26 protein-coding genes are annotated in these 25,959 nt (G+C 70.7%); 10 read left to right on the top strand and 16 right to left on the bottom strand.

Annotation, left to right across the window (positions count from 1 at the left end; all coding sequences use genetic code 11):
• Positions 1-34 precede the first annotated feature (34 nt).
• Positions 35-1,087 carry an OmpA family protein gene (locus ACQEVZ_RS27585; RefSeq protein ID WP_433371561.1) on the bottom strand — a complete coding sequence of 351 codons (1,053 nt, stop codon included), beginning with the start codon at positions 1,085-1,087 and terminating at the stop codon, positions 35-37.
• The gene (locus ACQEVZ_RS27580; RefSeq protein ID WP_433371557.1) at positions 1,087-2,460 is read right to left on the bottom strand and encodes a helix-hairpin-helix domain-containing protein; all 1,374 of its coding nucleotides are present in this window, start codon (positions 2,458-2,460) and stop codon (positions 1,087-1,089) included. The genes ACQEVZ_RS27585 and ACQEVZ_RS27580 overlap by 1 nt, the downstream gene beginning before the upstream one ends.
• Positions 2,461-2,762: 302 nt before the next feature.
• Between ACQEVZ_RS27580 and ACQEVZ_RS27575 the strand changes: the two genes are divergently transcribed.
• From ACQEVZ_RS27575 to ACQEVZ_RS27565, 3 genes are all read left to right on the top strand, one after another.
• The gene (locus tag ACQEVZ_RS27575) at positions 2,763-3,872 is read left to right on the top strand and encodes an MBL fold metallo-hydrolase (protein WP_344501078.1); all 1,110 of its coding nucleotides are present in this window, start codon (positions 2,763-2,765) and stop codon (positions 3,870-3,872) included.
• Between the two features lie 140 nt (positions 3,873-4,012).
• Positions 4,013-5,083, top strand: coding sequence for a LacI family DNA-binding transcriptional regulator (locus ACQEVZ_RS27570; protein ID WP_344501076.1), 1,071 nt, complete (start codon positions 4,013-4,015; stop codon positions 5,081-5,083).
• Positions 5,080-5,274, top strand: coding sequence for a hypothetical protein (locus ACQEVZ_RS27565; RefSeq protein WP_344501074.1), 195 nt, complete (start codon positions 5,080-5,082; stop codon positions 5,272-5,274). The genes ACQEVZ_RS27570 and ACQEVZ_RS27565 overlap by 4 nt, the downstream gene beginning before the upstream one ends.
• Before the next feature lie 86 nt (positions 5,275-5,360).
• Here the strand turns inward: ACQEVZ_RS27565 and ACQEVZ_RS27560 are convergent, their stop codons facing one another.
• The 8 genes from ACQEVZ_RS27560 to ACQEVZ_RS27525 form a co-directional block, all read right to left on the bottom strand.
• On the bottom strand, positions 5,361-6,800 hold the full coding sequence (locus ACQEVZ_RS27560) for an APC family permease (RefSeq protein WP_433371552.1): 1,440 nt from the start codon (positions 6,798-6,800) through the stop codon (positions 5,361-5,363).
• 110 nt (positions 6,801-6,910) lie between these two features.
• Positions 6,911-7,537: a GOLPH3/VPS74 family protein gene (locus ACQEVZ_RS27555; RefSeq protein WP_354890007.1), complete on the bottom strand. Its 627-nt coding sequence runs from the start codon at positions 7,535-7,537 to the stop codon at positions 6,911-6,913.
• Between the two features lie 448 nt (positions 7,538-7,985).
• The gene (locus ACQEVZ_RS27550) at positions 7,986-8,540 is read right to left on the bottom strand and encodes a DsbA family protein (protein WP_344501068.1); all 555 of its coding nucleotides are present in this window, start codon (positions 8,538-8,540) and stop codon (positions 7,986-7,988) included.
• Complete coding sequence (locus tag ACQEVZ_RS27545) at positions 8,537-9,034, bottom strand: redoxin domain-containing protein (RefSeq protein ID WP_344501066.1); 498 nt, start codon at positions 9,032-9,034, stop codon at positions 8,537-8,539. The genes ACQEVZ_RS27550 and ACQEVZ_RS27545 overlap by 4 nt, the downstream gene beginning before the upstream one ends.
• Before the next feature lie 34 nt (positions 9,035-9,068).
• Positions 9,069-9,545: a hypothetical protein gene (locus ACQEVZ_RS27540; protein ID WP_433371547.1), complete on the bottom strand. Its 477-nt coding sequence runs from the start codon at positions 9,543-9,545 to the stop codon at positions 9,069-9,071.
• A gap of 62 nt (positions 9,546-9,607) precedes the next feature.
• Positions 9,608-12,001 (bottom strand): immune inhibitor A domain-containing protein, encoded by a 2,394-nt coding sequence (locus tag ACQEVZ_RS27535; RefSeq protein WP_433371544.1) that lies wholly within the window; start codon positions 11,999-12,001, stop codon positions 9,608-9,610.
• Positions 12,002-12,150: 149 nt separating this feature from the next.
• On the bottom strand, positions 12,151-12,807 hold the full coding sequence (locus ACQEVZ_RS27530) for a Crp/Fnr family transcriptional regulator (RefSeq protein WP_433371541.1): 657 nt from the start codon (positions 12,805-12,807) through the stop codon (positions 12,151-12,153).
• Complete coding sequence (locus ACQEVZ_RS27525; RefSeq protein WP_433371538.1) at positions 12,804-14,711, bottom strand: adenylate/guanylate cyclase domain-containing protein; 1,908 nt, start codon at positions 14,709-14,711, stop codon at positions 12,804-12,806. The genes ACQEVZ_RS27530 and ACQEVZ_RS27525 overlap by 4 nt, the downstream gene beginning before the upstream one ends.
• A gap of 144 nt (positions 14,712-14,855) precedes the next feature.
• On the opposite strand from ACQEVZ_RS27525, the gene ACQEVZ_RS27520 reads away from it, so the two are divergent.
• The 5 genes from ACQEVZ_RS27520 to ACQEVZ_RS27500 all read left to right on the top strand — a co-directional run bounded on the left by ACQEVZ_RS27520 (position 14,856) and on the right by ACQEVZ_RS27500 (position 18,380).
• A complete protein-coding gene (locus ACQEVZ_RS27520) occupies positions 14,856-15,563 on the top strand; it encodes a hypothetical protein (RefSeq protein WP_433371535.1) in 708 nt (235 codons plus the stop codon).
• A 16-nt stretch (positions 15,564-15,579) separates the two neighbouring features.
• Entirely contained in the window at positions 15,580-16,170 is a 591-nt protein-coding gene (locus ACQEVZ_RS27515) for a DUF6529 family protein (RefSeq protein ID WP_433371533.1), read from the top strand.
• 17 nt (positions 16,171-16,187) lie between these two features.
• Positions 16,188-16,664, top strand: a complete 477-nt coding sequence (locus ACQEVZ_RS27510; RefSeq protein ID WP_360559261.1) for a Rieske (2Fe-2S) protein — start codon at positions 16,188-16,190, stop codon at positions 16,662-16,664.
• Positions 16,665-16,755: 91 nt separating this feature from the next.
• The gene (locus ACQEVZ_RS27505) at positions 16,756-17,289 is read left to right on the top strand and encodes a SigE family RNA polymerase sigma factor (protein WP_433371529.1); all 534 of its coding nucleotides are present in this window, start codon (positions 16,756-16,758) and stop codon (positions 17,287-17,289) included.
• Complete coding sequence (locus ACQEVZ_RS27500; RefSeq protein ID WP_433371526.1) at positions 17,286-18,380, top strand: hypothetical protein; 1,095 nt, start codon at positions 17,286-17,288, stop codon at positions 18,378-18,380. Before ACQEVZ_RS27505 ends, ACQEVZ_RS27500 begins: the two co-directional genes overlap by 4 nt.
• On the opposite strand, the gene ACQEVZ_RS27495 is transcribed toward ACQEVZ_RS27500, so the two are convergent.
• Positions 18,361-18,837 (bottom strand): alpha/beta fold hydrolase, encoded by a 477-nt coding sequence (locus ACQEVZ_RS27495; RefSeq protein WP_433371523.1) that lies wholly within the window; start codon positions 18,835-18,837, stop codon positions 18,361-18,363. The genes ACQEVZ_RS27500 and ACQEVZ_RS27495 overlap by 20 nt on opposite strands.
• Before the next feature lie 174 nt (positions 18,838-19,011).
• Here ACQEVZ_RS27495 and ACQEVZ_RS27490 point away from each other — a divergent pair, with 174 nt between their 5' ends.
• Positions 19,012-21,891 carry a carbohydrate-binding protein gene (locus ACQEVZ_RS27490; RefSeq protein ID WP_433371520.1) on the top strand — a complete coding sequence of 960 codons (2,880 nt, stop codon included), beginning with the start codon at positions 19,012-19,014 and terminating at the stop codon, positions 21,889-21,891.
• A 61-nt stretch (positions 21,892-21,952) separates the two neighbouring features.
• Here the strand turns inward: ACQEVZ_RS27490 and ACQEVZ_RS27485 are convergent, their stop codons facing one another.
• Genes ACQEVZ_RS27485 through ACQEVZ_RS27475 form a run of 3 tightly spaced genes read right to left on the bottom strand, consistent with a single transcriptional unit; the run spans position 21,953 to position 25,146 of the window.
• Entirely contained in the window at positions 21,953-23,410 is a 1,458-nt protein-coding gene (locus tag ACQEVZ_RS27485) for a sensor histidine kinase (protein ID WP_433371517.1), read from the bottom strand.
• Positions 23,407-24,102, bottom strand: a complete 696-nt coding sequence (locus tag ACQEVZ_RS27480; protein WP_344501042.1) for a response regulator transcription factor — start codon at positions 24,100-24,102, stop codon at positions 23,407-23,409. Before ACQEVZ_RS27480 ends, ACQEVZ_RS27485 begins: the two co-directional genes overlap by 4 nt.
• An 18-nt stretch (positions 24,103-24,120) precedes the next feature.
• Positions 24,121-25,146 carry a hypothetical protein gene (locus tag ACQEVZ_RS27475; RefSeq protein WP_433371513.1) on the bottom strand — a complete coding sequence of 342 codons (1,026 nt, stop codon included), beginning with the start codon at positions 25,144-25,146 and terminating at the stop codon, positions 24,121-24,123.
• Between the two features lie 3 nt (positions 25,147-25,149).
• On the opposite strand from ACQEVZ_RS27475, the gene ACQEVZ_RS27470 reads away from it, so the two are divergent.
• Positions 25,150-25,461: a hypothetical protein gene (locus tag ACQEVZ_RS27470; protein WP_344501038.1), complete on the top strand. Its 312-nt coding sequence runs from the start codon at positions 25,150-25,152 to the stop codon at positions 25,459-25,461.
• A gap of 17 nt (positions 25,462-25,478) precedes the next feature.
• Here ACQEVZ_RS27470 and ACQEVZ_RS27465 read toward each other — a convergent pair whose 3' ends face one another.
• A complete protein-coding gene (locus ACQEVZ_RS27465; protein WP_344501036.1) occupies positions 25,479-25,622 on the bottom strand; it encodes a hypothetical protein in 144 nt (47 codons plus the stop codon).
• 43 nt (positions 25,623-25,665) lie between these two features.
• Complete coding sequence (locus tag ACQEVZ_RS27460) at positions 25,666-25,950, bottom strand: hypothetical protein (protein ID WP_433371509.1); 285 nt, start codon at positions 25,948-25,950, stop codon at positions 25,666-25,668.
• Positions 25,951-25,959 lie beyond the last annotated feature (9 nt).

The raw sequence follows: 25,959 nt of genomic DNA, 5'->3' as shown, positions 1-25,959 counted from the left end.
CCGGAGAACCGGGGGCCCCGCTTTCGTACAGGAGCTACTGCTGGACGATGAACTCGACCCGGCGGTTGATCGCCTTGGCGGCGTCGCTGGTGTCGGGGACCTTCGGGCGGGACTCGCCGAAGCCCTTCGAGGTCAGCCGCTCCGGCGCGATGCCCAGCGCGACCAGCGTGTCGAGGACCGTCTTGGCACGGGCCTCGCTCAGCGTCTGGTTCCTCGCCTCGGTGCCGGTGCTGTCGGTGTGGCCCTCGATGCTGATCCGGATGCTGGGGTTGGCCTTCAGGATCGAGGCCACGTTGGCGACGACCGCCTGGCCCTGCTGGGTCAGCGTCGCCTTGTCGTTCTCGAACTCGACCGTCGGCAGCGCCACCAGCTGCGTCTGCACCTGCTCGGCCTTGGCCTCGCCGATCGCCAGCTCGTTGCGCACGATGCCGGTGACCTCGCGGGCCGCCTGCTCGGCCTGGTCCTTGACCGCCTGCGACACCACGGTGCCGGTCAGCGTCACCGTGCCGCCCTGCAGGTCGACGACCCCGGCCTTGGTCTCCTTGCCGAGCGCGACGAGCACCGGCGCCAGCGCCGCGATCTTGACGCCGTCGGTGCTGCGCTTGGCGTCGACGGTCACCTCGTCGAGCACGTTCTCGCTGCCGAAGGCCGTCTTCACCGCGTCGGCGAGCGCCGACTTGGCGGCGTCGTCGGCCACCGTACCGGTGAGCGTCGCCTTCCCGGCGTCGACGAGCAACTTCACCGCGACCGGCGACGGCGGCACCTCGACCTTCGGCGGCGCGATCACCGTCACGACCCGTACGCCCTCCACGGCGCGCGAGACGTCCTCGGCCTGCTGCTTCTCGTCGGCGGAGCCGACGCGCACCGTGCCGTCCCGCCCCGTGAACGACACCTGCGCGTCGATCCCGGCGTTGCTCAGCGCGACCTTCGTGTGGTCGGTCAGCACGTTCTCGACGTGGTGCCGGAAGGGCACCTCCATGCCCGCCGCGAGCGCGGCCAGCCCGACCACGCCGACCACGATCGGCACCACCGGGTTGACCCTGCGCAGCTCGTGCCGCACGGTCCGGGTCGTCGTCGTGCCCGCCATCAGGCGGACCCGGCGTCGCTGCCGGCGGCGGTCTCGGCGGTGCCGCCGAGCGGAGGCTTCGCGGTCGGCTCCCGGCCGGCGATCAGCCAGTCGGTCAGCTCCTTGAACTCCTCTTCCTTGCCGTCGGCGAGCAGTCGCGCCTGCCGGGCCCAGGTGACGATGCTCGGGGCGAACCGCAGGTCGGCCGCCTCGATCGCGGTGCGCAGCGTGTCCACGTCGGACTCGGCGAGCTTCACGTAGGTCCGGATGCCGGCGGCGAGGAGCGCGGCCGACATCTTCGGGCCGATCCCCTCGATCCGCTGCAGGTCGTCCGGCGGCCCGTCGTCCACAACCACCGCCGCGACGACCGGCTCCGGCTCTGCCTCGACGACCGGCTCCGGCTCGGGTGCGACGACCGGTTCGGGCTCCGGCTCGGGGGCGATCCCGGCAACCGGCTCCGGCTCCGGCTCGGGTTGCGGCTCCTGTACGGGCTCGACCGCGGCAACGGGATCCGGTGCCACGACGGGCTTCTTGGGGGTCGGCTCACGACCGGCGATCAGGTAGTCCGTGAGCTCCTTGAATCCCGCCTCGTCGCCGTCCGCGAGGAGACGCGCCTGGCGGCTCCACGAGCCGATGCTCGGTGCGAATCGCAGATTGGCGTTGGCGAGCGCGTCCTCCAAGGCGGACCGCTCGGCATCGGCCAATTCGGCATAGGTGGCGATGCCCGCCGCCTTCAGCGCCGCGGCGATCTTGGGGCCGATGCCTTCGATCCTGGCGAGGTCGTCCTCGGCCTTGGGCGCTTCCGCCGCCTCGGGTTCGTCCCCGAGGACCGGCACCGCCGCGAACGCGGACTCGACCTCGGCGACCAGCTCGTCATCCACAACGACCGGGTTGTCCACAGCGGGCGTCTCGGCCGCGGCGACCGGCTCGGGGTCGGGAGTAGGTTCGGATTCGGCAGCGGATTCGGCTTCGACGACGGGCTCGACGTCGGCGACCGACTCGGTCTCCTCGACCGCGACGGGCGCCGGGTCCTCGACGACCGGGTCTGCTGCCGCGGGCTCGGCCGGCAGCGGCTCGGCCGCGGAAGCCGCGACCGGTTCGGGCTCGGGCTCGGGGTCGGCTTCCGCGACGGGCTCCGACTTCGCGAGCGCGACCGGCTCGGCAACGGGCTCGGTGACCGGCTCCGCGACAGGCTCGGGGTCGGCGACAGGCGCCGGCTCCGCGACGGGCTCGGCCGGCGCGGCGGCGACGAGGGGTTGGGGGGTCGCGGGGGTGGTGGTTTCCTCGGAACGGATCCGGCGCACCTGACGGCCCCACCAGAGGTAACCGACGAGCAGGCCGAGGAGGAACGCAACGATGATGAACAACAGTGACTGGTTGATGAACCAGGTCACGACGGGCCTCCGGGGGGAAAGTGACCGACGCGTGATGGGGGAAGTTTGCGGGCAGCTTTCCATACCTCAATGGCTTCGCAACAGAGCCGGAAAGACGGCGCGACCTGCCGGTTCTGTTCGATCACGGCGGGCGCGGGCGGAGCACGGGAAAAGGTTGCGGAGCATTTGCGCTGATGAGAGGGCATGTGACGGGGCGTGACCGCCAGGACGGCGGAAAATCCGTGCAACCGTTGATGTGGTGCCGATGGAAAGCTTGGTGCTGAAGCTCACGACATGGCGGGTGAACTGGAGGTCGACGAAGGATGGGCAAGACGACACGGGTCCTGACCCTGGCGGCGGTCGCGGCTGCGGCGGGTGGGGTGGCGTGGGCGCTGCGTGACCTTCCGGCGCAGCTCGGCGCGGTCGCGTCGGGGGCGAGGGCGGAGCGGATGCGGCGTTCCCCGCAGTTCGGGGACGGCAAGTTCGTCAACCCGGTGCCGGCCGAGGCCCTGCCGGACGGCGCGATGGCCGACGCGTTCCGCCAGCTGATCTTCGGCCAGCAGCCGCGACGGCCGAGGGGAGTGATCCCGGTGGTGCGGCCGGTGTTCCCCGCGAAGCAGGACGGCGACCTGCACGTCACGTGGCTGGGGCACTCGACGGCGCTGGCGGAGGTCGAGGGCGTGCGGGTGCTGTTCGACCCGGTGTGGAGCGAGCGGTGCTCGCCGACGTCGTTCGTGGGGCCGAAGCGGCTGCACCCGATGCCGCTGGGGCTGGAGGAGCTGCCGAGGATCGACGCGATCGTCATCTCGCACGACCACTACGACCACCTGGACCTGGCGTCGATCAAGGCGCTCGCCAGGACGCAGCAGGCGCCGTTCCTGGTGCCGCTGGGCGTCGGCGCGCACCTGGAGCGCTGGGGTGTGCCGCTGGACCGGATCATCGAGCTGGACTGGGAGGAGTCGGTGGAGGTCCGGCACGTCCGGCTGACCGCCACGGCGGCGCGGCACTTCTCCGGCCGCCGGTTCACCCGCGACGGCACGCTGTGGGCGTCGTGGGCGGTCAAGGGCGAGCGGCGCAGCGTGTTCTACACGGGCGACTCCGGCTACTGGGGCGGCTACAAGGAGATCGGCGAGCAGCACGGGCCGTTCGACGTGTCGCTGATCCAGGTCGGTGCGTATGGCGACGCGTGGCCGGACATCCACATGAAGCCCGAGGACGGGGCGAGCGCGCACCTCGACGTGCGGGCCGGGGTGCTCATCCCGCTGCACTGGTGCACGTTCAACCTGGCGGTGCACGCGTGGTCGGAGCCGGTCGAGCGGCTGCTGGACGAGGCCGCCGCGCGGGACATCACGCTCGCGATCCCGCGACCAGGTGACCGGCTCAACATCGACGCGTTGCCGTCAGTTGAACCGTGGTGGCGCCCCATTGCGTAAGGATTAAACGAGCAGCTCAGGGCACGTGTCGGGGCACACATGCAAGGACCCGACAAAAGGCTGGCGGATAGGCGGCCTCCCGACGTACTGTATCGATACAGAAGGAACTGGATCGATGCAGAGAAGGGAGGAGCCCGACCATGAAGGCGACGTTGCAGACCATCGCCGACGAGCTCGGCGTGTCGCGCAGCACGGTGTCCAATGCCTACAGCCGGCCGGATCAGCTCTCCCCCGAGCTGCGCGCCAGGATCCTCTCCGCGGCCCAGCGGCTCGGCTACTCGGGGCCCAACCCGACGGCGCGCTCGCTGCGCAGCGGCAAGGTCAACGCGATCGGTGTGCTGCTGACCGACAACCTGTCGATGGCGTTCACCGACCCCTACGCGGTGGCCTACCTGCGCGGGCTCGCGGAGGCGGCCTCGGCGCGGGAGACCTCGCTGCTGCTGCTCAACCTGCCCAAGGACGAGGCGGCCGGCCGGCGCGTCATCAGCAACGCCGCCGTCGACGCCTTCTGCCTCTACTGCGTGCCCGACTGGCACTCGGCGCTGGAGCTCGTGCGCTCCCGCGGCGTGCCGATCGTGATCGGTGAGGACCCGCAGGCGTTCGGGCCGGAGGCGAGCTACGTCGGCATCGACGAGCGCGCGGCGGCCCGCCGGCTGGGCGAGCACATCGTCAACCTCGGCCACCGCGACATCGCGGTGGTGGCGCACTGGATCGTCGACGACGGCGTCACCAGCCAGGTGCACGCCGACCCCGACGACCTGCGCTACTACGTGACCGGCGAGCGGGTCCGCGGCTTCCGCGACGCGTTCCTGGCCGCGGGCGTGCCGTGGGAGCGGGTCGTGCTGATCAACGCGGCCGCGAACCAGCGCGAGGAGGGCGCCGAGGCGGCAGCCCACGCGCTCGACCGGCTCGACCGGGCGACCGCGATCCTGTGCACCTCCGACGTCCTGGCCCTCGGCGTGCTCGACGCGCTGCGGGTGCGGGGCCTGCAGGCCGGCCGGGACGTCTCGGTCACCGGCTTCGACGACATCCCGGAGGCGGACGCCGCCGGGCTCACCACCATCCGCCAGCCCAGCGTCGAGCGCGGGCGGCTCGCGGGAGAGCTGCTGCTCGACCCGCCCGAAGACCCGGCGCTGCGTCGCCTGACGCTGCCCGTGTCCCTGGTGGTCAGGTCGACCACCGGACCCAACACTGCCAAGGAGAAGTCATGACCCCGATCGCCCTGATCATGTCACTGGAGGCCGTCCGCCTGGAGGCGAACTCGGCCATGCCCAACGCCCCCGTCATCGACGACCGTCGCCGCGAGTCGGCCACCATGGGCAAGATGCGCAACTTCACCGCGCGCACGCTGCGCCGCGCGGCCGACCGAGTCGAGCCCACGCCGGCCCTCACCTACGGGTAACGCGGGGCCGGACCGGCCGCGAAACCTGAAGCACGCCTGAACGACAGAAGGGCCGGGGCAACCGCCCCGGGCCCTTCTGCGTGCGGCTAGAGCGCCGCGTAGTCCGGGGTGTCCGCCCGGGCGGCGCTGGCGCGGGCGCCGAGGCCGATCGCGTCGTAGTCCTGCCGGCTGGTGGCCCGCAGGATCAGCGCCCAGATGACGCCGATGACCGCGACCGCACCGTACGCCGCCGGGAACGCCCAGACGGCCGCGTTCTCGGTGCCGGGGGCGAAGCCGAGCAGGCCGCCGAAGTTGTCGACGACGAGCCAGATGATGTACCCGAGTGCCACCGACGACAGGATCGGCGCGATCAGCCGGGACCAGGCGCCTTCGCCGCGGGCGTCCTTCAGGAAGAACCCGATGACCGACAGCGAGGTCGCGAAGACCAGGAACAGCACGCCGACGCCGCCGGAGGTGCCCAGCCAGAAGAACAGGTTGAGCATCGGGTCCCAGCCCTGGACCGCGAAGAGCACGAGCACGACGAGCGCGATCACGGTCTGGAAGATCGAGCCGGACGACGGGGCGCCGGAGCGGGCCCGGGTGCGGCCGAAGAACGCCGGGAGCACCCGCTCGCGGCCGAGCGCGAACGCGTAGCGCGCGGTCGTGTTGTGGTAGCTCAGGGCGGCGGCCGCGATGCTGGTGGTCAGCAGGACGAGGCCGAGGTCGGCGGCCCAGGCGCCGCCCTTCTCAGCGAGGGTCGGGAAGAACGGGCCGCCGGACTCGGCCATCTCCTGCGCGGCCGGCACGGTGGCGTCGACGCCGATGCTGACCGCGGCGGCCCAGCTGGTGACGGCGTACGAGACGACCATGACGGCCAGGCCGAGGAACGTGGCGACGGCGACGGTCCGGTTCTTGCCCTTGGCCTCCTCGGCGAAGACCGGGGCGGCCTCGAAGCCGACGAACGCGGTGACGCAGACGGCGAAGGCCGGGCCGGCCGCGTCCTTCAGCGAGCTCCAGTTCCACGGCTCGAGGCTGACGCCGCCCTCGGCCGGGTTGCTGAGGAAGATGAAGTCGAAGATCGTCACGGCGATCAGCTCGGCGCCCAGCAGGACCATGAGGACCTTGCTGTTGACGTCGACCCGCAGCAGGCCGAGCACGGCGATGACCAGCCACAGCGCGAGCGCCAGGATCCACCAGTCGACGTTCAGGTCGGCCTTGTCCGCCAGGATCAGCGAGGCGTAGAAGCCGAACGCGCCGTAGAGGCCGATCTGCAGCAGGTTGTAGGCGAGCAGCGCGACCAGGGACCCGCCGACGCCGAGCGGCCGGCCGAGGCCCTGGGAGATGTAGCTGTAGAACGCGCCGGCGTTGGTGATGTGCCGGGACATCGCGACGTAGCCGAAGCTGAACACGGCCAGCACCACGGCGATGATGACGAACGCGAGCGGGAAGCCGGTCACGCCGACCCAGCCCCAGGCCGACGAGACCAGGGCGCCGACCACCATGAGGGGGGCGGCCGCCGTGAGGGCGAACATGATGACGGACGGCACGCCGAGACGGTCTCGGGCCAGTGCCTGGGATACCACGCTCGGTCGCGCAGGCGACGTTGCGGACATCGGTCCTCCAGGGGTTTTGAGGGGGAAGGGGAGAGGAAAGTCCGCTAGCCGCGCTGCGACAGCACCGAGTCGCCGACCGCCGCCTCGACCTGGAGGATCAGGTCGCGCAGCGGTGGCGGCAGTGCGCCCACCGCTTGTTGAAGTCTTCTGATGCTGGTCTGGTCGGTGTCCCACAGGACGTGACCGGTGAGCCCGGTCGCGTCGGCCAGGCCGGCGAGGGTGGTGTCGGCGACCCGCATCGGCTCCTGCCCGGTGAGCAGGCGGCGCAGCCGCACCACCCGCCCGGCCGGCAGGTTGATGTCGGTGGCCACCCATCGGGTCGTGGTGCGCAGCAGCCGCCGCACCTGGGTCTGCTCGACCAGGCCGACGCGGGCGAGCCGCTGGCCGACCGCGTCGACCGCGGTCTGGCCGAGGAAGAGCAGCCAGGTGCGGATCTCGCGGTGCTGGGTCTCCGCGACCATGGTGGCGAGGTTGGTGTGGGCGAGCGGGTCCGACGGAGGATCCCGGTTGATCACTCGCAGCCGGGCGCCCTCGCAGACGATCCGCTGCTCCAGGACGAGCTCGCCGAGCATCGCTCCCGCGAGGCCGAGCTCGACCGCCCGCTGCGACAGACGGGACCGGCCGTCCCTGTCGTCGTGCGCGATCAGGAAGAAGTCATCTGCAAGCAGCATCCGCCCGCACTCCTCGAAGAGGGCAGGGTGAAGCGCGCCACGAACCCCAGCCTGGCGCGAACCGTCACCGCACATCCGTCTTCAGCTCAGTTTGGATCCGAAAGATCTCACGGACCCAACGCGAAAGCATGCACTGCGGGACAGTGCCACCGCAACTTATGTAATGAGGATTTTGAATGATTGTCTTCAGACAAGTGATATTGACGCCGGACACAGCCAGCGGAGGCTACCGAGCGTGAGGTGCAGTAATTCGGGTCCAAACGGCACCCATTCACACCCTGGGTAACATTCGGATCCGTACGGCCGAGGCATTGTTGAGCTTTATCCGCTGCTTATTGCGGTACAGAAGTCAATGATCGATATCGCACTGGGTAGTCGGCGCCGGACACGCCAGACGGCCGGCTCCCACACAGCGCGTAATGAGAGCCGGCCTCACGTTGCGGAAGCGTCAGGTGGCCGCCTCGGCGGCCTCGTCGACCGCCTCGAGCAGCTCCTCCAGGGCATACCCGCCGTCGTGGCGGACCCCGTTGATGAAGAACGTCGGCGTGCCGTTGACCCCGCTGCGGACCCCACCGACGAAGTCGCGGCGGACCCGGTCGAGGTGGACGTGCGCGCCGACCTCGTCGGCGATCTCCTCCGACGGCAGGCCCAGCCGCTCGACGCCGACCATGAGCTGGCGCGGGTTGATGCTGCGCTGGTGCTCGAAGAGCCAGTCGTGCGCGGGCCAGAACCGCCCTCTGGCCGCGGCCGCCTCCGCCACCTCGGCGGCCAGCTCGGCGTAGGGGTGCACGTTGGTGAGGGGGAAGTGCCGGTACGTGTAGCGGACCGTCTCGTGCCGCAGCCGCAGCAGGTCCCGCACGATCGCGTGCGCCATGCCGCAGTAGGGACACTGGTAGTCGCCGTACTCGACCAGCGACACCGTGCCCTCGCCCTGCGCGTGCTCGTCGGGCCCGACCGGCACCACCAGCCGGGCCACCGTCACCTGGAAGGGGGTCGTGGTCACAGCACCGGCCGCCGTCCGCTGTCGAGGCCTTCGAGCGCGTTGAGGATGCCATCGGCGCCGGGGTTGACGCCGGCGGCCGTGACCTGGCTCCAGGCCACCATGCCGTCGCCGTCGAGCACGAACAGGGCCCGCTCGCAGACCCCCGCGCGATCGTCGTAGACGCCGTACCGCCGGGCCACCTGCCCCTTGGGCTCGAAGTCGGCCAGCAGCGGAAAGGTGATCCCCCGGTCTTGCGCGAACGCCCGATGCGACCAGACGTTGTCCACGGAGATGCCCAGCACGCCGGCGTTGTAGCGCTCGAACTCGGGCATGACCGCCTGGTACAGCGCCATCTGGTCGCCGCAGACGGGGCTCCAGTCGGCCGGGTAGAAGGCGAGCACCGCCGGGCGGCCACGGTACTGGGCCGTGCCGACCCGATGATCCGGTGCGACGGGCAACTCGAAGTCGGGTGCACGCTGTCCTGCGTGCAGCGCCGGGGATACAGAACCGCTCATTCCTCAACGGTTCGCCGGGCTGCGGCGGGGCGGGTCACTCCGACGGGGTGACCGTGGTGACCTTCAGCGGGCTGCCGGTGCACTGCGACTCGAAGCCCGGGTCGGGCAGGCCGGTGACCTTGACCCGCTGGCCGGCGCGCAGCCCGGCGGCGGGCGGGCCGATCAGGACCCACACCATCTTGTCCGTGACCAGCTCGACGCAGGCGCCGGCGACGCGGACCTGGCCGGTGGTGGTGAGGACGGAGAAGTCGTCGGTCGGCTCGTGCGGCGCGGTGGTCTTCGGCACCCCGGACGGCAGCGTGGTGAGCACCGAGGTGTCCGGGCCGGGCGCGGACTTCGACGGGGAGGGCGCGGGCGTCGAGGGCGCGGGCGAGACGGAGGGCGCGGGCGCGGCGGCGGTGTCGGCGGCCTTTTCGGCGGCCTTGTCGGCGGACTTCGCGGCGCACCCGGTCAACGCGACCGGCAGGGACAGCGCGGAAACGGCGAGGAGGAGGCCCAGTGCTTTGTTCATGGCACTTGGACCTCCTCCGGCCGCGCGCGGTTCCGCGCGATGTCGAATCAGCGGCTAGGACCTCAGCCGGTGATGCGGACCTTCACGCTGGTGCCGTTGGTCGACAGCACCTTGATCTTCACACCGTTGTTGGGGACCTTGACACCGTAGTACGTGCTGGTGGCGGGGTCCTCACGGTAGTAGTTCTTGCTGTCGTCGAACGTGGCGACACCGTTCTGGCCGCGGATGTAGCTCGAGGTGCTGTTCGGGCCGTAGTGCAGCGAGAACGAGCCGGCCTTGGTCAGGCCGAACGTCGCGTCGTAGCCCTGGATGCGCGGACGCCACGGGGTGCCGTCCAGCTTGTAGACCAGGTCCGGGTGCGCGTCGATCGGCAGGATCAGGCCGCCGCCGTGGTGCTGGCTGGTGTTGTTGTCCGAGAACGAGGTGTCCCAGTACGTGACCAGCAGACCCTGCTCGTACGCGAAGTGCTCGACGAGGTCGGGCTTGTCCGCGAACCCGAAGTTGTACGGCCCGGTCTTGAGGTACTGGTCCCAGGACGTGTACTGGCGGTTCGAGGCGATGTAGAAGTTGTCGTAGGCGGTGGTCAGCGTGCTGCCCACGGCGGTGAACCCGACCGCGGTCCAGCCGTTGGCACCGGCCTCGGCACCGTCGGCGAAGACCGTGGTGGCGCCGTTGGTCACCTTGATGTCGTCGGCGAAGAAGCCCATGCCGCCGGCGGCACCGTCGGTGAAGTAGTGGAACCGCAGGCCGACCGTCTTGCCCGCGTAGGCGGACAGGTCGAACGACGCCGGCACGAAGCCGTTGCTGGCACCGTCGATGCCGTTGCCCTCGGCGGCGGTGGTGATCGTGCCCGGGATCGACTTGAAGCCGGTGCCGTCGTCCACCTCGACGTAGGCGTAGTCACACGCGTCGGGGCCGCAGTCCTCGATGTCCCACGCCGCCTTGAAGCTCAGCGTCGTGGTCCCGGCCGGGATCGCCACGCTGCGGGTCAGCGAGTTGTTGAGGTTGTCGCCGGAGCCGCTCCACCAGGACTTGGTGCCTTCCGGCGGGGTCGGCAGCTGGGTGACGATCTGCTTCTTCGGCAGGACCACGACGACGGCCTGGGCCTTGTTGCTGTTGTACTCGTGGGGCCCGAGGTCGAGCGTCTTGTTCTGCCCTGCCACGACGATCTCGTAGTCGAGCCAGCCGAGCTGCAGCTTGTCCCAGGCGCCGAGGTCGGCGGCCCGGTCGCCGATGTTGTTGTCGCCCGCCTTGCTGACCCGGCTCTGCGCCATGATGGTCCACCAGTTGACCGGGTTCTCGGCGTTGCCGCCGGCGCCCGAGGTGTCGTAGTGGTCCGGCAGGCCGAGGTCGTGGCCGTATTCGTGCGCGAACACGCTCAGGCCGCCGTTCTCGGGCTGGATCGTGTAGTCACGGATCCACAGACCGGTGTTGCCGATCTGCGTGCCACCCATCTGGTTGAACGTCGGGCCGCTGGTGAAGTTCTGGAACGCCGCCCAGCGGTGGCTCCAGATCGCGTCCTCGCCCTGGTACGGGTCGCCATCGGCCTGGTCGCCACCGGAGTGGACGATCTGGAAGTGGTCGATGTAGCCGTCGGGCTCGTTGAAGTCGCCGTCGCCGTCGTAGTCGAAGCGGTCCCACTGGTCGTAGGAGGCGAGCGTGGCGGCGATGTCGGCGTCGGTCTTGCCCTGCGCCTTCTGGCCCGAGACCCACGCGTCGACCGCGTCACGGATCAGGTTCCAGGTGTTGCTGCAGACGTTGCTGGCGCACGGGTAGCCGTTGCTGCGGCCGTACCGGGCCTCGTTGTACGGGACCTTGACCCAGTCGGTCACCAGACCGTCGACGCTGTAGCGCCCTGACGACTGCTTCTCGTAGTACGTCTTCAGGGACTCCGCGCCGCTGCCGGTCGCGAAGTACTTGTTGTAGAAGTACTGCTGGCTGAAGTCCTGCTCCCAGAGGGTCGAGTTGTCGACCGACCGGTCCGGCTCCGGGATGGCGTTGTGCAGCGGCCCGTCGAACACCGTCGGCCCGGGGGTGGCGGCGCTCGTGTCCTGGTCCGGGTAGCTCGGGTGCCGCTGGTTGCCGAACTCGGCGAGGACGACGAAGATCTTGTCGGTCTTCTCGCGGCTCAGCTCGACGTACTGGTCGACGCGGGCCTTCTTGGTCTTGGTGTCGCCACCCTTCCCGACCTGGCCCTTCTTGCCGATCTTGACGACCGTGCTCGATCCACGCTTCTCCGGCGTCGCCTGGCCGCTCAGGATCTGCGAGATCGCGACCTCACGGGATTCGCGCCGCTTGTCCTCCAACGGGTTCGGCAACTCGTCGGAGGGTGACGCGGCGTCGGCTACGGAAGGTCCCCCGGCTGACGGCACCGCGTACGCGGCACCACCCCCGGCGAACACCCCCATACCCGACGCAAGCGTGAGACTCAGAAGTCCCACGGTCAACTTACGCACAGGTACCTCCCTGGTGGGGCTAAGCACCAAGGCATGATGTCGATGCCTCGATGCACCTGTCGCGAGAGACTAAGTGGTCCTTGCAGGGTGTAAAGATCCACATCGGGGTAAGGGTGGTGGTGCGAGGGTCAAAGCAAGGGTGAACCCGGCTATTGAGCGCGATCTCTCAATGCGGCGAGGTCCCTGACGATCACGTGCAGGCGACCGGTCTGGATCAAGCCCTCCTCACGCAGCGTGCGCAACGCCTTCGTGACCGCCTCACGCGACGACCCCGTCCAGCCGGCGAGCTCGTCCTGCGACAGCGGCAGGCTGATCCGCAGCCCCTCGTCCGTCTGCTCGCCGAAGCGCTCGGCGAGCTCGACGAGGCGGGCCGCGACCCGCCCGGTGGTGTCGTAGGCGCCGAACTCGATCCGCTTGCGGTCCGCGTCGCGGAGCCGGCCGATCAGCTCGCGCATGAGCAGCATCGAGACGCGCGCGTGGCCCAGCAGGTAGCGCTCGAACTCCGGTGACGGCACGGCGAGCGCGACGACCGGTTCGAGGGCGGTGACGGTCGCCGACATCGGGCCGCCGTCGACCGCGGACAGCTCGCCGAGCAGCGCGCCGGGGCCGCGCACGGCGAGGACCACCTCGGTGCCTGAGGCGGTGTCGGAGGAGACCTTCACGCGGCCGGCCTTGAGCACGATCACCGACTCGGAGCGGCTCGCCTCGCGGTAGATGACCGCGCCGCGCTTCCACTGCCGCCGGTGCCCGGCCGCCTCCAGCGCGGCCTGCTCGTCTGTATTCAGCAGGTCGAAGAACTCGGTCACGGGTTCAAACTCTGCACCACATATGCCCGGACTGTCTGTCGGCGTCCTTTCACTTCGAGGTCGCCGAGGGGGGTCGCGACCACGCCGCGCAGCGCGTCGTGGGTGGCGCCGCCGATGACGACCTGACCGGGCTCGGCGATCGTCTGCAGGCGCGCCGCGACGTTGACGGCGTCGCCCATCGCGTTGAAGCCGCGCAGCAGCTCGCTGCCGATGTTGCCGACGAGCGCCGGGCCGGTGTTGGCGCCGACCCGGAAACGCGGCCAGCCGGGGTGCCCGGCGGCGATCACCCGCACCGCGTCCTGCATCTGCAGGGCCGCGCGGACCGCCCGCGTCTCGTGGTCGTCCTGCCGGGCGGGCGCGTTGAACAGCGCCAGCAGCGCGTCGCCGACGAACTGCACGATCGTGCCGCCGTTGTCGAGGATGCAGGGGACGGCGACCCCGTGGTACCGGTTGAGCATCTCGACGATCTCGCCCGGCTCGACCGCCTCGGAGAAGGTCGTGAAGCCGCGCAGGTCGGCGAAGAGCGCCGTGACGTCGACCAGCTGGCCGCCGAGCGCGGCCTGCCCCGGGTCGGCGAGCAGCGCGGCCGCGACGTCCGGCGACATGTACTGCCGGAAGAGCGTCGACAGCTCCCCGTACAGTCGCGCGTTCTCCAGCCCGATGGACAGCTGGTTGGCGAGGGTGGCGCGCAGCTCGGGGCGCCCGGTGGCGGGGATCCGCACCCCGCCGGCGACCTTGCCCTTGACCGTCAGCGGCAGCACGTCGGCGCCGGTCACGGCGGTGACGCCGCCGGAGACGAGGCCGACCTCGACGTCGCCGAAGGACGGGCGGACCGCGTCGACCGCAGAGCGCAGGAACTCGTCCTCGCCGGCGCCGACGCGGGCCTGCTCGCCGACGGTGACGAGCGCGCCGAGCCGGCCCGTCAGGTCGCGCTCGGCGAGCAGCGCGGCGGCGGCCCGGTCGAGCACCTCGGCCTGCTTCTCGGTGAGCCCGAAGCGCTCCGCCATCCGCGCCGCGAGCCGCTCCGGCCGGCCGCCCGCCTCGGACTCCTGCAGGGCGGTGACGAGCTCCTCGAGCGCCTCGGTGTACTGCGCCCGGATCCGGCGGGTGGTCTCGGCGACCGCGATCCCGTCGAAGAGCCCCGCGGCGCTGCCTTCGCGCCGGTACTGCACGTAGGCGGAGTAGCCGACGAACAGGAACGCCACGGTGAGGATCAGGTGCCACTCCCACCACGACAGCCGCCACTTGTCGGCCAGGGTCACCGCCAGCATCGCCTCGGCCAGCAGCACGAACGCGGTCACCACCGACAGCAGCACCACGCCGGGCGCGCGCCGGTACCGCAGGTAGAAGCGGACCGCGGCGACCAGGTACAGCGCGACCGCGGCATACGAGGCGACGACCATCGGCCCTTCGACGTCGCGCACCTGGGTCTGCCGGTTCAGCGGCGGCAGGTCCAGCACCGACACGACGATCCAGGCGAACAGGACGGCCGCCAGGAGCGGGCGCAGGGCCAGCTGCCACCGGGTGATGCCGGGCGGGAGACGTACCGACGACGCCAACGCCAGCAGTGCACCGATGATCAGGCCGACCGCCATCGCCATGTCGAAGCCGGCGTTGGGGTGCGCGATGAGGACCTTCGGGGTGGCGAGCGCATGCGCGAACAGGAAGCCGGCGCCGGCCAGGAACACCAGCGAGACGAGGAACAGCCGCCCGTCCTGCCGGCGGTGCGCGGCGACGCTCATCGCGGCGCCCACCGCGACGTTGACCGCGGCGACCACGAGGACCAGCCAGAAGTGCGTGTCGTGGTGCTGCCAGATCAGGTCCGCCCCCGGACGGGTCAGCAGCAGCCACAGGCCCGCGAGGGGCAATGCCAGGTGGCTCGCCCAGACCACGACACGAGGCATCGAACGCACCCATTCTCTAGCTGGTCACTTTGGCGACATTGCAGCAGTTGCGTTGTGCGTCTTTGGACGCAGACACGGTACGCCAACCTCGGTCTCATATTCATCGAAGCACCTGACGGGTGCGATCAACTGTGGGAGTCACCGATGAGGTTCAAGGCACCGCTCGTCACGCTCGGCGCCGGACTTGTTGTCGCCGGCGTTCTGTACACGCTCAACGTCGACCTCAGCAACGATGTCGAGAAGAACCAGGCCTCGGCCTCGGCCAAGCAGACCGGGACCGTCGCCGCGCCGGCCTCTTCGCAACCGGCCGCCGACCCGCCTCCTTCGCAACCGGCGTCCAGCGCGCCGGTCGGCGACGGCAGCGGCAACGCCGGCCAGCAGGGCACGGTCACGTACGCCGGCGCGGTCGACGGCGGGGCCGCCTCGCTCGCGATCGTCGTCAACAACGGCAAGGCGATCGCCTACGTCTGCGACGGCAAGAAGGTCGAGGCGTGGCTCAACGGCACCATGGCCAACGGTCAGGTCGAGCTCACCGGCGCCAAGGGCAGCCTGAAGGGCACGTACGGCGGCGGCCAGGTCAAGGGCGACGTCACCGCCGGCACGAAGTCGTGGGGCTTCACCGTCAAGGTGGCCGCGGCGCCCTCGGGCCTGTACCGCTCCGCCGCGTCGCTGCGCAGCAAGCTCGACGCCAGCTGGGTCGTCCTGCCGGACGGCCGCCAGGTCGGCGTGCAGACGAAGAACGGCGAGACCAGCGAGGCGCCGCCGTTCGACGTGAACAGCAAGACCGCCACGGTCGACGGGACCAAGGTCCCGATCGAGGCGGGCAACCCCAACGCCAGCTCCGGTTACTGAGAGGAGAGCCGTCACCATGTCCCCGGATGAGACCCAGACCGCTCCGGTCGTCCAGCCCACCAACTCTCAGCCCACGAACAGGACGGCCGCGACCCTCATCGTGCCGGTGCTGGTCGCCTGTTTCGTCGCCGGCGCCCTCGGCGTCTACGGCAAGGTGCACGAGCCGACCGGCATCGCGGTGAACGTCGCGGGCTTCTCCAGCCCGCAGACGGTCAAGGTGTGGCTCGCGACGCTCGCCTTCGCGCTCGCGGTCGTGCAGCTCTTCACCGCGCTCGTCATGTACGGCAAGATCCCGCTGCCGAACGCGGGCTGGCTCGGCGGCCTGCACCGCTGGTCCGGCCGCCTGGCGTTCATCGCGTCGATCCCGGTCGCCCTGCACTGCCTGTACGCGCTGGGCTTCGCCGACTTCGACACCCGCACGCTCATGCACTCGCTGTTCGGCTGCTTCTTCTACGGCGTCTTCGCCGCGAAGATGCTGCTCCTCGCCAAGAAGGGCGTGCCGAACTGGGCACTGCCGCTCTTCGGCGGGCTGGTCTTCACCGCGCTCTCCGGCCTGTTCGTCACCTCCGCGCTGTGGTTCTTCACCACGTTCGGCGTCAAGATCTGAAAGGGAATCGAAGAACCATGAGCAACACGACTCGACGGACCCTGATCGCCGGCGCCGGTGCGGCCGGCCTCACCGCGGCCCTCGCGGGCTGCGCGGCCTACGGCGACACGGGCACCTCCTCGGACGGGGCGGCACCCGCCGCGACCGGCGGCGCGGACACCGCGGCGGCGGCCACCGGCGGCGGCACGACCGGTGGGGGCGGTGGGGGCGGTGGCTTCGCGAAGACCTCCGACATCCCCGTCGGCGGCGGCAAGATCTTCGAGGACCAGAAGATCGTGGTGACCCAGCCGACCGCCGGCCAGTTCAAGTGCTTCACCGCGGTGTGCACGCACGCCGGCTGCGTCGTGGGAGACGTGTCCGGCGGCACCATCAACTGCCCGTGCCACGGCAGCAAGTTCAAGGTCGCCGACGGTTCGGTCGCCAACGGGCCGGCCGGCAAGCCGCTCAAGGCCGTCGCCATCAAGGTCGACGGCGACTCCATCGCCAAGGCATGACTCCCACAGGGTCGGGTGCCCGGGATCCCTCGCGGATCCCGGGCACCCGGCTGTGTAACCCGTTGGTGGCCCGTCGGCGTTCATAGCGCTGATGGAACCGGACGAGCACGACTTCGAGGCCTTCTACCGGGCCCGGACGCCGGCGTTGCTGCGCACGGCGTACCTGCTGACCGGGGACCGGCACCTGGCCGAGGACCTGGTGCAGGACGCCCTCGCCCGCACCCACCGGGCGTGGCGGCGGCTGCGCGACGGCGGCAACCCCGAGGCGTACGCCCGGCAGGTCATGTATCACCTGCAGGTCAGCCGGTGGCGGCGCAGGCGCGTCCCGGAGTCCCTGCCGGGTGACCTGCCCGAGCGCAGCGACGGGCGCGACCATGCCACGGACGCGACCAGCCGGCTGGCCTTGCGACTGGCACTGCGGCAGGCGCTGCTGACGCTGCCGGCCCGCCAGCGCGCGGCCGTGGTGCTGCGCTACTTCGAGGACCGCAGCGAGGCGGAGGCCGCCGAGCTGCTGGGGTGCCGGGTCGGCACCCTCAAGAGCCACCTCGCCCGCGGGCTGGCGGCGCTGCGCAGGGCACTGCCGGACGACCACGCCGGCACGGCGACGGAGGGGATGTTCCGATGAACCTGCACGATCGCCTGGACGACCTCGCCGGCGAGATGGCCGGCACCGACCTGGCCGGCCTGCGGCAGCGGGTTGACCGCGCGTCGCGGCGGCTGCGGATGCGCCGGACGCTGGCCGCCTCGGCCGCCGGGGTGGCGGTGGCGGTGGCCCTGACCGGCGGCGCGGCCCTGCTGAAGGTCCGGCACGAGGACACCCGGCCGGACGTGGTGCCGGCCGTCTCGGCCACGCCGTCCCGATCGCCGTCCCTGCCGTCGTCCGCGCCGTCCTCCTCGCCCTCCTCGGCGCCGCCGTCGCCCGCTGCCGCGATCCCGGGCGCGCTGTCCTTCCTCACCCTGAAGGCCGGCAAGGCGATCGAGCTTCACCGGTACGCCGGCGGAACCCTGCAGACGGTGAACTTCGGCACCGCGACCGGCGAGGACATGTACGCGACGCCGTCGCCCGACGGGACCCGGCTGGCGATCAACACGTCCCCGGACCGCGACCGGATCGCCCCGGGCGACCTGGTGGTCGCCACCAGCGGCGGCGCCCGTCACGTGGTGGCGAAGAACGTCCGGTGGGACGGCGGCAACACCGTCGTCTGGACGCCCGACGGCTCGGCGCTGGTCGCGGGCGGCGTCCGGTACGACGTGGCGACCGGCGCGGCCCACCCTCTCCCGGACCGGCCGCAGTACCTGGCGTACTCGCCGAGCGGCGTGACGACCGCCTACCTGTTCCAGGGCAACGACCTCAAGGTCTCGACCGAGGGCGCGGGCGCGACGCGGACGGTGCCGGTCACCGGGCTGGACGAGTGCGAGCGCACGGCGGGCTGCCCGACCTCGGTGCAGGCGGTCTCCGACAGCGGCCTGCTGGTGGCGCTGGGCAACGTCAACAGCGACCCGAGCCACGTGTACCGCACGGTGGTGGTCTACAACACGGTCAAGCGGATGCGCCTGCAGCTGGGCGCGTTCGAGCACGTCTGGTTCCGCCCGGACGGCGGCCTGGTCGTGGTGACCGCGACCGAGGTCAAGGTGCTCGACCAGGCGTTGAAGGTCACGCACACCTACCCGCTGCCGGCGCACGACCCGGCGGCGGTCATGTTCTACCGGGCCTGAGGAAGTCGAGCAGGGACTCGGTGAACGGCGGCCCGTCCGACCACAGGACGAGCGTGGGGCAGGCCGGCGGGGGCAGCGGGACGGCGTCGACGGCGACCAGCCGGTCGATCTTCGTCGGGTGCTCCGCCGCCAGCGCCGCCGCGACGTGGCCGCCGAGGTCCCAGCCGACGACGGCGAAGCTGTCGTGGCCGAGCGAGTGCATGAGCGCCAGGCTGTCCAGGACCATCTCGTGGACGAGCGCCGGCCAGTCCTCGTCGGTCGCCCGGGCCGACGCACCGTGGCCGCGCAGGTCCGGCCGGACCACGGTGTGGTGCGCGGCGAGGAGCGGGGCGAGCTCGTCCCAGACCTCCAGGGTGCCGGCGTGCCCGTGCAGGAGCAGCACCGGCGGGCCCGAGCCTTCGCGCCGGATTCGAAGGGTCACGTCCCAGAGGTCGACCCATTCATCGAACACCCTCATTTCATACCCAACTGTCGCGGGCCTCCGGTAGGCCCAACCACGGAAGAGGTAACCGACTTTCGTCAATATCGAGGAAAGTCTGTTGCTTTCGAACGAAAGACGTTACTGTCTGGCGCACATCGATGTCCTCCAGTCGGCGGGAGGCCATCGGGCAGTCCGCTCACAGGAGGTCCGGTGAAACACCCCCACCGCCGACGATGGACCGTCGGCACGTCAGCCCTGGCCCTGATCGCGTCGAGTCTCGTGGGTCTCGCGACGTTCGCGACCGTCGAGGCCGCCGCCCCCGCTCCCGCCGCCGCGGCGCCGCCGCCCGCCAGCGACTTCGAGAAGGTCAAGCTCGACGGCGGACTGACGATGGGCGAGCCGATCGAGCTGGCCGTCCTGCCCGACGGCAAGGTCATGTACATCAACCGGGGCACCACCGCCGCCGGCGGCCAGGTCCGGCTGTACAACCCCACCACCCAGTCCACGACCGTGGCGCTGACGCTCCAGCTGGACGCGCGCTTCGAGGACGGGCTGATCGGCATCACGCTGCACCCGCAGTTCGCCACCAACCGCTGGGTCTTCATCTTCTACTCGCCGAAGGTGACGCCGCTGGTCAACCGGATCTCCCGGTTCACCTTCAACCCCTCGACCAACGTCCTCGACCCCGCCAGCGAGGACATGATCATCGAGTGGCCGACCGAGCGGAACCTGTGCTGCCACTCGGCCGGGTCGATGACCTGGGACAGCAACAACAACCTCTACTTCGCGGTCGGCGACAACACCAACTCCGGCGGCGACTCGGCCGGCATGGCGCCGATCGACGAGCGGACCAACCGCGACCCGCAGTACGACGCCCAGCGCACCTCGGGCAACACCAACGACCTGCGCGGGAAGATCAACCGGATCCACCCGGAGAGCAACGGCACCTACACGATCCCGGCCGGGAACCTCTTCGCGCAGAGCGCGCAGACCCGGGGCGAGATCTACATCATGGGCACGCGCAACCCGTACCGGATCTGGGTCGACACCAAGGCCAACAACACCCTCTACTGGGGCGAGGTCGGCCCCGACGCGGGTGCGACGGTCGCCAACCGCGGGCCGGCGGCGTTCGACGAGTTCAACCGGGCGAGCGGCCCCGGCAACTACGGCTGGCCCTACTGCGGCGGCCCGAACGTGGCCTACAACGACTGGGACTTCGCGGCCAACGCGCCGCGCGGCTGGTTCCCGTGCGGCGGCAGCACCGGGCCGGTCAACAACTCACCCCGCAACACGGGCCTGCAGCAGCTGCCGGCGACCAAGCCGGCGCTGGTCTGGGAGCAGCACGGCGGCAGCGTGCAGTGGCCGCAGCTGGACAGCCCCGGCGGGTGCGGCTCGCCGAACCACACCGAGGTGTACCACTACGACCCCAACCTCAACTCGTCGGTGAAGTGGCCGCAGTACTACGACAACAAGTGGATCATCTCCGAGTACTGCCGCAACTGGGTCAAGATGGTCAACTTCGACAACAACAACCCGGCCACCGGCAACCCGGTCTCCGGCGGGATCGAGCCGGTCAACGCGGGCATGCCCTTCGTGCACCCGATCGACTGGCAGTTCGGCCCCGACGGTTCGATGTACATGCTGGAGTACGGCAGCGGCTACTTCTCCGGAGCCGCCGACGCCGGCCTGTACAAAATCAACTATGTCCAGGGTGGACGGTCGCCGGTCGCCAAGGCCACCGTCAACAAGGACAACGGGCTCGCGCCGCTCGCGGTGACCTTCTCCAGCGCCGGCTCCAGCGACCCTGACGGCGACGCCATCACGTACGCCTGGGACTTCGACAACAACGGCACGACGGACTCCACCGCGGCGAACCCGTCGTACACGTACACGACGAACGGCGCGAAGCAGGCACGGCTGACGGTGCGCGACCCGGCGGGCCACACCGGCACGACGCTCGTGCCGATCACCGTCGGCAACAACCGGCCGACCGTCACGATCTCCGGCGTCCCGGCGGGCGGCATGTTCGACTGGAACGACAACTTCACGGTCACGGCCTCGGCCACCGACCCGCAGGACGGCCCGATCGACTGCTCCAAGATCGTGATCGCGGTCGCGCTCGGCCACCAGGAGCACGCCCACGACGAGGGCTCCGGCACCGGCTGCTCCGCCACCTTCAACACCGGGCCGGTGCACGCCGGGCCCGACTCGGTGCTGTTCTTCGTCGTCCGCGCCACCTACACCGACAACGGCGCGGCCGGCTCGGTGCCGCTGACCGGCTCCTCGGAGTTCACGCTCTGGCCCAAGTACTGGCAGGCCGAGCACTACGTGTCGCTGTCCGGCCCGCAGGTCATCACGGCGGCCGCGGCCGACGGCGGCAAGCGGCTCGGCGACATCCAGTCCGGGGAGAGCGTCCGGCACCACGCGGTGTCGCTGAAGAACATCACGGGCGTCAAGGCGCGCGTCTCCTCCGGCGGTGGCGGCGGCACGGTCTCCTTCCGCTACGACTCCCCCACCGGCACCGAGGTCGCCCGCCTCACCGTGCCCAACACCGGCGGCTGGGAGACCTACGCCGAGGTCAGCGGGCCGGTGACGAAGCCGGACGACGGGACGCACGACCTGTACATCGTGTTCACCGGCGGTTCGGGGGCGATCCTCGACCTGGACAGCTACACCTTCACCGGCCCGGGCATCGGCACCCCGGGCGCGCGGACCGGCACGCTGACGGCGCTGGGCAAGTGCGCCGACATCAACGCGAGCCAGACCGCCGACGGCACCAAGGTCCAGATCTACGACTGCAACGGCACCGGCGCGCAGCAGTGGACCGTCAACGCCAACGGCACCATCACCGGCCTGGCCGGCAAGTGCCTCGACGTGAAGGCCAGCGGCACCACGAACGGCACGCTGGTGCAGCTCTACACGTGCAACGGCACCGCGGCCCAGCAGTGGGTGATCGGCGCGAACAACTCGATCCGCAACCCCCAGGCGAACAAGTGCCTGGACATCCCCGGCTCGACCACCACCAACGGCACCCAGCTGCAGATCTACGACTGCAACGGCACGGGCGCCCAGACCTGGACCCACCCGTAACGTCCCGCTCTCAATGATCCGGAAGACCTTGTGCACCCCTGGGTACACAAGGTCTTCCGGATCACGGCTTTCCGGGGGTGTGCCGGGGGAGGGTGACGCGGAAGGCGGCGCCCTCGCCAGGGGCGGTGCGGAGGGTGACCTTGCCGCCGTGTGCGGTCACCAGGGCGCTGACGATCGACAGGCCCAGGCCGGAGCCGCCGAGCGCGCGGGTGCGGCTCGGGTCGGTGCGGTAGAAGCGTTCGAAGACGCGGTCGGCGTCCTCCTGCGTCATGCCGGGACCGTTGTCGGCTACTTCGAGGACCGCGTCGCGGCCTTCCGTCCCGACGAACACGGTCACCTCGGTGCCGGCGGGGGTGTGCGTCAACGCGTTGGTGATGAGGTTCTGGAGCACCTGGCGCAGCCTGGTCTCGTCGCCGAGGACGACCGGCTCCTCCAGGTCCACGTCGTCGTCGCCACCGCCGAGGGTGCGCAGGCGCAGCTTGTGGTGGTGGGCGGTGACCCGGGCGTCGATCATCGCGTCGGTGGCCAGGGCCAGCAGGTCGACCGGTTTCTTCTCCAGCGGGCGCTGCTGGTCCATCCGGGCGAGCAGCAGCAGGTCGTCGACGAGCAGGCCCATGCGGGTGGCGTGGTGCTCGATCCGGCCGACGGTCTCGTCGGCTCCGCCCGACTGGCGGTGCAGCTCGGCGAAGCCGCGGATCGACGTCAGCGGGGTGCGCAGCTCGTGGCTGGCGTCGGCGACGAAGCGGCGCATGCGCTCCTCCGACGCGAGGGCCGCCTCCTCGCTGGCCCGCCGCTCCTCGAACGCGGTCTCGATCTGCCCGAGCATCGTGTTCAACGCCGTCGACAGGCCGCCGACCTCGGTTCTCGGATGCGCCTCTGGTACGCGTCGCGTCAGGTCACCCGCCGCGATCGCCTCCGCGGTCTGCTCGACCTCGACGAGAGGCCGCAGGCTGGACCGCACCAGCAGATACGCGACCACGGCGAGTGCCACGAGAACCCCCGCACCGACGCCGATCGTGACCCACAGCTGCCGGTTGACCGTCTCGTCGACCTCGTCCAGGCTCAGGCCGATCACCACCGGGCCACGGATCGGGTCGCGTGTGACCAGAATTCGCCAGTCGTGACCCACGCCGCCCTTGGGGGGGATGGTGAGCAGGTAGTCGCCCTGTGGGGTCGGGTCGGTATCCGCGAGGAGCGCAACGATGCTGGTGGGCAGGTCTGGCGCGCCCTGCGCGTCGTTGCTCGCGCTCTTGATGAAGTACACCTGCGTGATCGCACCGGCGCTGTTCAGGCAGCCGACCCAGTAGGCGCTGCGTTGCGCCGGACCGTCGAACAGATCCTGCCGGACCCTGCAGGGATCGCCCGGCTTGTTGGCGCTGCCGCGGAGCTGGTCCTCGACCCGCTGGTAGGCGAACGAGCGGGTGCTGTAGAGGCTGACGCCACCGGTGACGGCGAGGGCCACGGTGAGGAGCAGGAGCATCAGGGCGACGAGCTTGACCCGGAGCGGCCAGGCGTTCATGTCCGGGGCAGCCGGAGGGAGTAGCCGACGCCGCGCAGGGTCTGGAGCAGGCGGGGCTCCGAGGTGTCGATCTTCTTGCGCAGGTACGACACGTAGGACTCGACGACGCCGGCGTCGCCGCCGAAGTCGTACTGCCAGACGTGGTCGAGGATCTGGGCCTTGGACAGGACGCGGCCGGGGTTGGTCATGAAGTAGCGCAGCAGCTTGAACTCGGTCGGCGACAGCTGGACCTCCTGGCCCGCCTTGAACACCTCGTGGGTGTCCTCGTCGAGCTCGATGTCGGCGAAGGTCAGCCGGGACGACGCGGCCGCGGCGCCGCCGGCCGGGTCGGCGACGCGCCGCAGGACGGCCTGGATGCGGGCGAGGATCTCCGACAGGCTGAAGGGCTTGGTGACGTAGTCGTCGCCGCCCAGGGTCAGGCCTTTGATCTTGTCCTCGGTGGCGTCGCGGGCGGTGAGGAAGAGGACCGGCACGCGGGTGCCCTCGCCGCGCAGCTTGCGCAGCACCTCGAAGCCGTCGAGCTCGGGCATCATGACGTCGAGCAGGATCATGTCGGGGCGGAAGCGGCGGGCCTCCTCCATCGCCTGCCGGCCGCTGGTGGCGCTGGCCACATCGTAGCCGTGATACTTCAGGCTCGCGGACAGCAGCTCGACGATGTCCGGCTCGTCGTCGACCACAAGCAGCCGCGTCATGATTCGCTCCCAGGTGCGTCAGTGTTCCCTTGTCACCGTCGACATTGCCGCCGCTTCCTGGCTGCCGGGTCCGGTTTCCCTGAAAACCAGCTGTGAACGCGCTGCATCGGCACCGAGGAGCAACGCGAGCAACACCGGGAACTCCAGGTACGCGTGGTACGAGGCGAATGCCGCGTACATCGCCCGGCCGGAGGCGTAGTCGACGGCGAAGAGCATGGCGAGGACGCCGCCGAGGCCCGCGCCGAGGGCCCAGGCGCGCGGGCCGCGCAGCCACGGCACCCGCCGCTCGAAGGCCCTGGCCGCGTCCGGCGCGTGCCGTGGCAGGAACCAGACCCAGACGAAGTAGTGCATGGTCTGCAGGAACGCGAACACGACGAGGAACCGCGCGCCGATGACCGTGTCGGCGCCGGGTGGGGCGCTGAGCGCGACGATCTTCGCGGGGTCGCCGGCGAACGAGGCCACCGCCGAGGCGGAGACGTCCCGCAGTGCGGCGTCGGCGACGCCGTACAGCAGCAGCGACGGCAGCACGAGCACCCAGCCCACCTGGATGCCCCGGAACCAGCGGCGGGTCGCGGGTGGCAGGGTCGCGGCCCACTCCCACAGGAAGAACAGCGGCACGACGTTGTGCAGGTGTGCGAGGACCACGAAGTGGTAGGCCGGCCAGGTCAGCGACACCGCGCCGGCGACCGCGAGGACCGCGCCGGACAGGCCGAGCAGCCAGCCGCGCAGCGCGTGCGCGCACCCGGCGGCGAGGACGGCGTAGCCGATGAGGATCTCCGCGGTGCGGGCCGGCTGGCCGACGACGATCGCGGCGAGCCGGCAGAGCACGATCGCGGTGATCAGCCCGAGCAGCACGGCCAGGAACCGGCCGTTGAGCACCGGCGCGAACCGCCCGGTGACGTAGCGCAGCTCCAGGACGTTGTGCAGCACGCCGAACGCGATGAGGCCGAGCACGGTCGTGGCGAGCGGCGCGCCGAGGGCGACGGTGAGGGCGGCACCGGCGGCGACCAGGAACTGCAGCGTTACCTTCAGCGTTACCTTCAAGGGGTGATCCCGGCGCTGCTGCTGACCCTCGCCGTGGAGGTTCCGCTGTACGTGCTGGCGCTGACGGCGCTCCGCCTGGTGGCCTGGCGGAAGGCGGCGCTGCTCGGGGTCGCCGTGAACCTGCTGACGCACCCGGTGCTGTGGTGGTCGCTGGCGCCGCGCCCGTCCGCGGGTGCGCTGTGGGGCGCGGAGGCGGCGGTCGTGGTGGTCGAGGCGGCGGCGCTGTGGCTGGCGTGCCGCCGCGACCCGGCGCTGCTGCTGGTGACGAGTCTCGGGGCGAACGCCGCGTCGGTGCTCATCGGGCTGGTGTCCTAGGGCTGTTCTGGGCTGCTCTAGGACCGGGACCGGCGTAGGAGCCACACGACGAGCACGATGACGGCGGTCACCACCACGATCCCGCCGATCACGACCACGACCGCCACTCCGGTCGCGGACGGCTCCGGGTCCGGCGCGATGTCAGCGAGCACGATTTCCATGCCGCGCAGTGTCCCCCGTCGCGCCGGAGCCCGGAACTGGCTGTTACTCCCGAACCTGGTCCGCCGGTGGGATGTCGCTCGCCGGCGGCGGCTCGGCGGGCCGCCACCACTGCCACAGCAGGAACAGCAGGCCGAGCGCGAGCATGCCGAGCCCGATCCACAGGTTGATCCGCACGCCGGCGGCCTTGTCGATCTCGGCCTGCGAGTCGAACAGGCCGACGATGGTGACGATCACGCCGTACACGGTGAACAGGCCGCCGATGACGCGGCGGACGTCGAACAACCGGGCCGCCCTGGCGGTCTCCGCTTTCGTCGGCTGGTCGGACATGTGCAGCAC

The sequence above is a fragment of the Dactylosporangium sp. CA-152071 genome, assembly GCF_050936335.1.
GTDB lineage: Bacteria > Actinomycetota > Actinomycetes > Mycobacteriales > Micromonosporaceae > Dactylosporangium > Dactylosporangium maewongense.
This window is presented reverse-complemented; position numbering and strand designations above follow the sequence as displayed.

What these genes read in the sequence shown, in the direction of transcription:
- ACQEVZ_RS27585 (WP_433371561.1), bottom strand. Translation starts at nt 1,087, where the DNA reads ATGGCGGGCACGACGACGACCCGGACCGTGCGGCACGAGCTGCGCAGG.
- ACQEVZ_RS27575 (WP_344501078.1), top strand. Translation starts at nt 2,763, where the DNA reads ATGGGCAAGACGACACGGGTCCTGACCCTGGCGGCGGTCGCGGCTGCG.
- ACQEVZ_RS27570 (WP_344501076.1), top strand. Translation starts at nt 4,013, where the DNA reads ATGAAGGCGACGTTGCAGACCATCGCCGACGAGCTCGGCGTGTCGCGC.
- ACQEVZ_RS27565 (WP_344501074.1), top strand. Translation starts at nt 5,080, where the DNA reads ATGACCCCGATCGCCCTGATCATGTCACTGGAGGCCGTCCGCCTGGAG.
- ACQEVZ_RS27555 (WP_354890007.1), bottom strand. Translation starts at nt 7,537, where the DNA reads ATGCTGCTTGCAGATGACTTCTTCCTGATCGCGCACGACGACAGGGAC.
- ACQEVZ_RS27545 (WP_344501066.1), bottom strand. Translation starts at nt 9,034, where the DNA reads ATGAGCGGTTCTGTATCCCCGGCGCTGCACGCAGGACAGCGTGCACCC.
- ACQEVZ_RS27540 (WP_433371547.1), bottom strand. Translation starts at nt 9,545, where the DNA reads ATGAACAAAGCACTGGGCCTCCTCCTCGCCGTTTCCGCGCTGTCCCTG.
- ACQEVZ_RS27525 (WP_433371538.1), bottom strand. Translation starts at nt 14,711, where the DNA reads ATGCCTCGTGTCGTGGTCTGGGCGAGCCACCTGGCATTGCCCCTCGCG.
- ACQEVZ_RS27520 (WP_433371535.1), top strand. Translation starts at nt 14,856, where the DNA reads ATGAGGTTCAAGGCACCGCTCGTCACGCTCGGCGCCGGACTTGTTGTC.
- ACQEVZ_RS27515 (WP_433371533.1), top strand. Translation starts at nt 15,580, where the DNA reads ATGTCCCCGGATGAGACCCAGACCGCTCCGGTCGTCCAGCCCACCAAC.
- ACQEVZ_RS27510 (WP_360559261.1), top strand. Translation starts at nt 16,188, where the DNA reads ATGAGCAACACGACTCGACGGACCCTGATCGCCGGCGCCGGTGCGGCC.
- ACQEVZ_RS27505 (WP_433371529.1), top strand. Translation starts at nt 16,756, where the DNA reads ATGGAACCGGACGAGCACGACTTCGAGGCCTTCTACCGGGCCCGGACG.
- ACQEVZ_RS27500 (WP_433371526.1), top strand. Translation starts at nt 17,286, where the DNA reads ATGAACCTGCACGATCGCCTGGACGACCTCGCCGGCGAGATGGCCGGC.
- ACQEVZ_RS27495 (WP_433371523.1), bottom strand. Translation starts at nt 18,837, where the DNA reads ATGAGGGTGTTCGATGAATGGGTCGACCTCTGGGACGTGACCCTTCGA.
- ACQEVZ_RS27485 (WP_433371517.1), bottom strand. Translation starts at nt 23,410, where the DNA reads ATGAACGCCTGGCCGCTCCGGGTCAAGCTCGTCGCCCTGATGCTCCTG.
- ACQEVZ_RS27480 (WP_344501042.1), bottom strand. Translation starts at nt 24,102, where the DNA reads ATGACGCGGCTGCTTGTGGTCGACGACGAGCCGGACATCGTCGAGCTG.
- ACQEVZ_RS27465 (WP_344501036.1), bottom strand. Translation starts at nt 25,622, where the DNA reads ATGGAAATCGTGCTCGCTGACATCGCGCCGGACCCGGAGCCGTCCGCG.
- ACQEVZ_RS27460 (WP_433371509.1), bottom strand. Translation starts at nt 25,950, where the DNA reads ATGTCCGACCAGCCGACGAAAGCGGAGACCGCCAGGGCGGCCCGGTTG.